General features: G+C 65.6%; 5 protein-coding genes, 1 tRNA gene and 1 pseudogene. 5 read left to right on the top strand and 2 right to left on the bottom strand.

What is annotated here, in order from left to right:
* From MAA8898_RS25145 to MAA8898_RS25135, 3 genes and pseudogenes are all read left to right on the top strand, one after another.
* A pseudogene (locus tag MAA8898_RS25145) lies at positions 1-124 on the top strand (IS5/IS1182 family transposase); the annotation flags it as partial.
* 24 nt (positions 125-148) lie between these two features.
* Entirely contained in the window at positions 149-1,471 is a 1,323-nt protein-coding gene (locus MAA8898_RS25140) for a polysaccharide deacetylase family protein (protein WP_094023767.1), read from the top strand.
* A 36-nt stretch (positions 1,472-1,507) separates the two neighbouring features.
* Positions 1,508-1,584, top strand: a tRNA-Ile gene (locus MAA8898_RS25135).
* Positions 1,585-1,642: 58 nt separating this feature from the next.
* Here the strand turns inward: MAA8898_RS25135 and MAA8898_RS25130 are convergent.
* The gene (locus MAA8898_RS25130) at positions 1,643-3,184 is read right to left on the bottom strand and encodes a helicase HerA-like domain-containing protein (protein ID WP_094023766.1); all 1,542 of its coding nucleotides are present in this window, start codon (positions 3,182-3,184) and stop codon (positions 1,643-1,645) included.
* A gap of 493 nt (positions 3,185-3,677) precedes the next feature.
* Here MAA8898_RS25130 and MAA8898_RS25125 point away from each other — a divergent pair, with 493 nt between their 5' ends.
* Positions 3,678-4,271 (top strand): invasion associated locus B family protein, encoded by a 594-nt coding sequence (locus MAA8898_RS25125; protein ID WP_094023765.1) that lies wholly within the window; start codon positions 3,678-3,680, stop codon positions 4,269-4,271.
* 66 nt (positions 4,272-4,337) lie between these two features.
* Here MAA8898_RS25125 and MAA8898_RS25120 read toward each other — a convergent pair whose 3' ends face one another.
* Complete coding sequence (locus MAA8898_RS25120) at positions 4,338-5,306, bottom strand: DUF808 domain-containing protein (RefSeq protein ID WP_094023764.1); 969 nt, start codon at positions 5,304-5,306, stop codon at positions 4,338-4,340.
* A gap of 278 nt (positions 5,307-5,584) precedes the next feature.
* Here MAA8898_RS25120 and gap point away from each other — a divergent pair, with 278 nt between their 5' ends.
* Positions 5,585-6,589 carry a type I glyceraldehyde-3-phosphate dehydrogenase gene (gene gap, locus MAA8898_RS25115; protein ID WP_094023763.1) on the top strand — a complete coding sequence of 335 codons (1,005 nt, stop codon included), beginning with the start codon at positions 5,585-5,587 and terminating at the stop codon, positions 6,587-6,589.
* Positions 6,590-6,610: the final 21 nt, after the last annotated feature.

Here is a 6,610-nt window from a genome sequence, read left to right as displayed (position 1 = left end):
CAAGATCGAGAACAGTTTTGCCCGCCTGAAGGACTGGCGGCGCATCGCAACCCGCTACGACAGGTGCCCGAAAGTCTTCCTCTCGGCATGCGCCCTCGCGGCCATCGTCATGTTCTGGCTATGAGTCCTGACCCTAGACTGGAGCCTTGTGCTGACGCTGGGATTGTTTTCCGGGCTCTGCGTGGCGCTCTGGTCCGGTTGGGGGCGGCGGCTGGAGCATTACGCCGCCGATCCGGAGTACCGCGCCCGGCTGATCGCGGACCACGAGTGCAGGGCGGCTTCCGGGTACTTCAATACGCTGGACCGGGTGCTGGATTGGGCGCAGCGGTTCTATGTTCCTCCACTCAGCCAGCGCGCCCTGGGGCGATGCCTGACGCTGGCCTTTGTCTATCCGATCGCGGCGTCGCTGCTGGCATGGGTCCTTGTCAATCACACGGCGCCGGGCGGAGTTCCCCTGTTTCACGACGTTCCGGACTGGACCGAACGCCTTTGGCGAGGGGGTCTTGCACTGGCGGGGTTCGTCACTGCTGGTTGGATCTTCGCCAAAGCAGAGCGTTTTGCCCATCTTGTGCATGACGGTGTTGTCCAAGTTGTTGATCCTGACACCCGCGGAACCGGTTTTGTGTCGAAAGCGATTGCGCGGGTGATCGAGCTTCTTGCCGTTTCCGCTGCGGGTGCCGGTGCCGTTGCCTTTGGAGGCGCCGTTGTGTTTGGCGCTGCCGCTGCCAGCGCCTTTTCCGGTGCCGTTGCCGCCGGTGCAGGTGTCGTCGCCATGGTCTTTGGCTTTTGTTTTGCCCTTGTCTTTGCCGGTACCGTTGCCGTTGGCGTTGCCGCAGTCGGTGCCTTTATCGTTGCCGTTACTTTCGCCTTTGGCGGTGCCGGCAATATCGAAATCGCGGCAATCCTCCTGTTCTTCTATGTTCTGCTGCCAGTCGCCAATTCCGTCGCCGATTTCCTCTCTCTGGCGATCACGCGAGGATTCCTGACTCACATGTCGACCACCCGGCCTGGGCACCTGGGTCTGTTCCTGCACTTTGTGGTTGACCTGCTGGCGGGCCTGGCCTGTCTTGCCGCCTTGCTGACCGGCATGGTCTTGCTTCTCGAAGTCTGGGCCGTCCTGCACCCGGCCTCCCTGCCCTTTGACTGGCGCAGCTATTGGGCGACCGCACGCGCCGATTCTTGGCAGGGTATTACGCTCTGGGCCATGGCCTTTACCACCTTGCTGCCGACCCTGGTCCACGTGGTCTGGGCACTGACCGTCTGGCAGACGCAGAAATCCGATTACACACGACGCGCGGTGGCGATGATGCATGAAACGGACCCCCCCTCAGCCGCGCGATGTATCGAGATCGCCGATCTGTTGCGCTGGGGCAAGGTCTCGGGCGTCTTGCGCGCGACCATCGGATGGGTGCCGGTGTTTCTGGTCCTTCTGGCCTTGATGTTCGGTCTGACCCAACTCCTGGGCGCTTGACGCGCAACGGGACCATGGTAGTGAAAGGCGCACGGTGGGCCTGTAGCTCAATTGGTTAGAGCAGGGCGCTCATAACGCCTTGGTTGCGGGTTCAAGTCCTGCCGGGCCTACCAGATCCCTGCCGTTGCCACTGTCAAAACGGGGCCATTCGGGCCTGTCCGAACATCTGGCCTACCGCGCCTTGAACAGCCCACCCAGCACGCCGCGCACGATGCGCCGCCCGGTGGTGCCGGTCAGCTCCTTCATCACCATGTCGCCCATCGCCTCGCCAAAGCTCTTGCCCTTGCGTGCCGGCTTCGAGGTCGAGCGGCTGACCCGGGTGCCGGAATAGCGCCGCGCGGCGCTGTACTCGCGCTCCTCGGCCTTCTGCTGCTCCTCTGCTCGCTCGGCCTCTTCTGCCGCCTTGGCGGCGGCCTCGGCGCGCGCCAGCAGCATCTCGTGCGCGGAACGACGGTCAACCGTCTTGTCGTATTTCCCCGACAGGCCGGAGGAGGCCAGCACCCCGCCGCGCTGCGCCGCTGTGATCGGGCCCAGCTGCGACGACGGCGGGCGGATCAGCGTGCGCTGCGCCACGCCCGGCGCGCCTTTGCGCTCCAGGAACGAGGTTACCGCCTCGCCCACGCCCACGGTGCGGATCGCCTCCTCGATGTCAAAGGCGGGGTTCTCGCGGTAGGTCTCGGCCGCCAGGCGCAGCGCCTTGCGGTCGCGCGCGGTGAAGGCGCGCAGCGCGTGCTGCACGCGGTTGCCCAGCTGGCCCAGGATGTCCTCGGGGATGTCGTCCGGCGACTGGGTGACGAAATAGACGCCGACGCCCTTGGAGCGGATCAGGCGGGCCACCTGCTCGACCTTGTCGACCAGCGCCTTGGGTGCGTCGTCGAACAGCAGGTGCGCCTCGTCGAAGAAGAACACCAGCCTGGGTTTCTCGGGGTCGCCCACCTCGGGCAGTTCCTCGAACAGTTCGGACAGCAGCCACAGCAGGAAGGTCGCGTAGAGCCGCGGGCTGGCCATCAGCCTGTCCGCGGCCAGGATATTAACCTGCCCGCGCCCGTCCGGCGCAATGCGCATCATGTCCGACAGGTCCAGCGCCGGTTCGCCAAAGAAACCCGCGCCGCCCTGGTTCTCCAGCACCAGCAGGCGGCGCTGGATCGCCCCGATCGAGGCGACCGAGATGTTGCCGTAGCGCAGCGAAAGTTCGGTCCGGTTCTCGCCCAGCCAGGCCAGCATCGACCGCAGGTCGGCCAGGTCCAGCAGCGGCAGTCCCTCCTCGTCCGACAGGCGGAAGGCGATGTTGAGGATGCCCTCCTGCGCCTCGGACAGCTCCAGCAGACGGGCCAGCAGCAGCGGCCCCATCTCGGCCACGGTGGTGCGGACGGGATGCCCCTGCTCGCCGAAAAGATCCCAGAAACAGACCGGGAAGGCGGCGTAGGCGAAATCGTCGAAACCGATTCTCGCGCTGCGCTCCTGAAAGGGCGCGTGCAGCTTGTGGCTCTCGCTGCCGGCCATGGCGAGGCCCGAAAGATCCCCCTTCACGTCGGCCATGAAGACCGGCACACCGGCGGCCGAGAAGCCCTCGGCAAGGATCTGGAGCGTCACCGTCTTGCCGGTGCCGGTCGCCCCGGCGATCAGCCCGTGGCGGTTGGCATACCCCAGGGAAAGATACTGCTTTTCGGCGTAGTCCGCCCCCGCGCCGCCTACGAAAATGCCCTGCTGCATGGCTCTGCCCCCTTTGTCCTGAACCGAACATACATCCTTAACCATTTGATGCCATAGTGTTTCTTGTTCGGGGCGACATGTCCTCTCCTGCCCCGGGCAGACTTCCTCCCTGTCAGACTGGCCGCGCCCTCGGGCGCGGCTTTTTTCTTCACGCAAAAATGCATGTTCTCTACTCGAAAGAACATGCGAAAGCCTGTTGACCGCGCCTGTTCCTTTTCGTAGCGTCCTGACCAATGACAAAGTCGGCCGGTCCGACAGGGAGTGAAATGGAAAGGGGCCTACGGGCCCCTTTCCTTTTCCGGGTGCGGTCCAGGTGGTCCGCAGGCCGGTCTCGCCGGTGCCGCATCACCGCGTCTGTCCGCGTCCGGACGCGGTCTCCGCACCGCGCGGCAATCCGCCCAAATCCTCCGCCCGCGCGGTGATTTCCTCCCTGACACGCCTGCGCCCGCATGTTAATCGAAGCAAAAGCACTGACCCGATTTCAGAGGACGTCATGAAAAAGCCGCTTATCCTTCTGTCGTTGATCGCCGCGCTGGCCGCCGGCGCCGTCCAGGCCCAGACCGCCGAAGGCGACGCACCGGCCGCCCCGGCCGCCGACACCGGACTGGACCTGGGAACGCCGGCCGCACCGGCCATCCCCGAGCCCTACGTCAAGGAGGTCTTCACCGACTGGGAACTGCGCTGCCTCAAGGTCGACGACACCCGCGAGATCTGCCAGATGTACCAGCTGCTGGACGACGGCCAGGGCGCCAGCGTCGCCGAGGTCAACCTGTTCCGCCTGAAGGGCGGCGGGCAGGCCATCGCCGGGGGCACCTTTACCGTGCCGCTGGAAACCCTGCTGACCCAGAAACTGAGCATCTCGGTCGACGGCCGCGAGGCCAAGCGTTACGATTTCTCGTTCTGCACGGTGCAGGGCTGCTTTGCCCGCGTCGGCTTTACCGCCGAGGACATCACCCGCTTCAAGGCCGGCAAGATCGCCGAGATCACCATCGTTCCGGTTGTGGCGCCGGACCAGAAGGTGACCGTGGCCATGTCGCTGGCCGGTTTCACCGCCGCCTTCGACGCCAGCTCGGAACTGTCTCCGTAACAGGGGGGTGCATCACATTGCGGCGGCGCGTCCGGGATCCGGGCGCGCCGCTTGCGTTTTGGCCGGTCAATGCGCCTTGGCGTCTTCGTCACCGAACAGCCGCGCCCAGAGCGGTGCGACCACCGTCGTGCCCACCGGGATCAGGAACAGCCCGGCGACAAGACCCAGCACAAAGTCGATGCCGGCGGTCACGCCCCATTCCAGCGCGGCCTGCCCCTGCCCCAGCGCCACGGCGACATGGTGGATCGTCTCTTCGGGCCAGTGCCAGCCCATCTCGTGCGAGGAATGCACGATGATCGACCCGCCCACCCAGAGCATCGCCGCCGTGCCGACGATGGTCAGCAACTTCAGCAGCCAGGGCATGAAGCGCACGATCAGCCGGCCAAAAGCCCGCGTCAGGCCAAAGTTCGCGGTACGGCTCAGCCAGAGGCCCACGTCGTCCATCTTCACGATCACCGCGACCGCGCCGTAGACCGCCAGCGTCACCATCGTGGCCACCACGGCCAGGGTCGCCGCCTGCATGTAGAAATTCGGCGCCTCGATCACCGACAGCGTGATCACCATGATTTCCGCCGACAGGATGAAGTCTGTCTTGATCGCGCCCTTGACCCTTGTCTCTTCCAGGTGCAGCGGGTCGCCCACGTCGTGGCTGCCGTCCGGGCCGCCGGAATGCGCGTCATGGGCGGTCAGCGCGTGCACGATCTTTTCCGCCCCCTCGTAACAGAGATAACAGCCGCCGAGGATCAGCAAGGGCCAGACCATCCCGGGCGCGTAGGCCGCCATCAGCAGCGCCGCGGGCATCAGCAGGACCAGCTTGTTGATCAACGACCCGCGGGCGATCCGCCAGATGATCGGCAGCTCCCGCGCCGGTTCAAAGCCTTGCACGTATTTCGGCGTCACCGCCGCGTCGTCGATCACCACGCCGGCGGTCTTGGATCCCGCCTTGAGCGCTGCCGCGCCGATGTCGTCGACCGACGCGGCCGCCACCTTGGCGATGGCCGCGACATCGTCGAGAAGTGCCAAGAGGCCGCTCATTCCGCTCTCCCTGTTCTGCCTCGGTCAAACCTACCGCCTCGCGCCCGAACCGCAAGCCGCCAGCCCCCGCGCGCAGTTCCGCGCCGGACTGTTGCCGTCCTGGCCCGCGGATTCGCTGCGATGCAGCACGTTAACGCAAACGTCGCGCCGCGGTTAGCGCCACCACGCAACATGCCTGCACTTTTATCGCTAACATACTGACGAAGAACACATTCCCGCCTTTCCCTTCCGGGCATGCATTCGTATACCAATGCCGAAATCGTTTTCAGGAGACCGACATGACCGTCACCATCGGCATCAACGGATTTGGCCGGATCGGCCGCTGCACCCTGGCGCACATCGCCGAATCCGCGCGCAATGACGTTCAGGTTGTCCGGATCAACGCCCCCGGCCCGATCGACACCCACGCTCACCTGCTGCGCTACGACAGCGTGCACGGCCGATTTCCCGGCAGCGTGACGGTCAAGGACAACGCCATCGACCTGGGCCGCGGCCCGATCGACGTGATGTCGTCCTACGACCTCGACGCGCTGGACTGGGGCGGCTGCGACGTGGTGCTGGAATGCACTGGCCAGTTCAACGACGGTATCAAGGCCAGCGCGCACCTGGCGCACGGCGCGAAATCGGTGCTGATCTCGGCCCCCGCCAAGAACGTGCAGCGCACCGTGGTCTACGGCGTCAACCACCGCGACCTGGCCAAGGGCGAGACGATGATCTCGAACGGGTCCTGCACCACCAATTGCCTGGCACCGCTGGCCAAGGTGCTGGACGAGGCAATCGGCATCGAATCGGGCATCATGACCACGATTCACAGCTACACCGGCGACCAGCCGACCATGGACCGCCGCCACAAGGACCTGTACCGCGCGCGCGCCGCCGCCATGGCGATGATCCCTACCTCGACCGGTGCGGCCAAGGCCCTGGGCGAGGTGCTGCCCAACCTCAAGGGCAAGCTCGACGGGTCGGCCGTGCGGGTGCCCACGCCCAATGTCTCGGCGGTCGACCTGACCTTTTACGCGAACAAGGACGTGACCGTGGAGGACGTGAACGCGGTGGTGGCCGAGGCCGCCGCCGGCCGCATGGGCGCGGTGCTGGCCTACGATCCGGAGCCCAAGGTCTCGATCGACTTCAACCACACCACGCAGTCCTCGATCTTTGCCCCCGACCAGACCAAGGTGGTGGGCAGGCGGATGGTGCGCGTGCTGGCCTGGTACGACAACGAATGGGGCTTTTCGGCGCGCATGGCGGATGTCGCCGCAGCGATGGGCCGCCTGCTGCACTGACAGCACCGGCAGCGGATGAAA

The organism is Antarctobacter aquimaris (genome assembly GCF_900184945.1).
Taxonomy (GTDB): domain Bacteria; phylum Pseudomonadota; class Alphaproteobacteria; order Rhodobacterales; family Rhodobacteraceae; genus Maliponia; species Maliponia aquimaris.
This window is presented reverse-complemented; position numbering and strand designations above follow the sequence as displayed.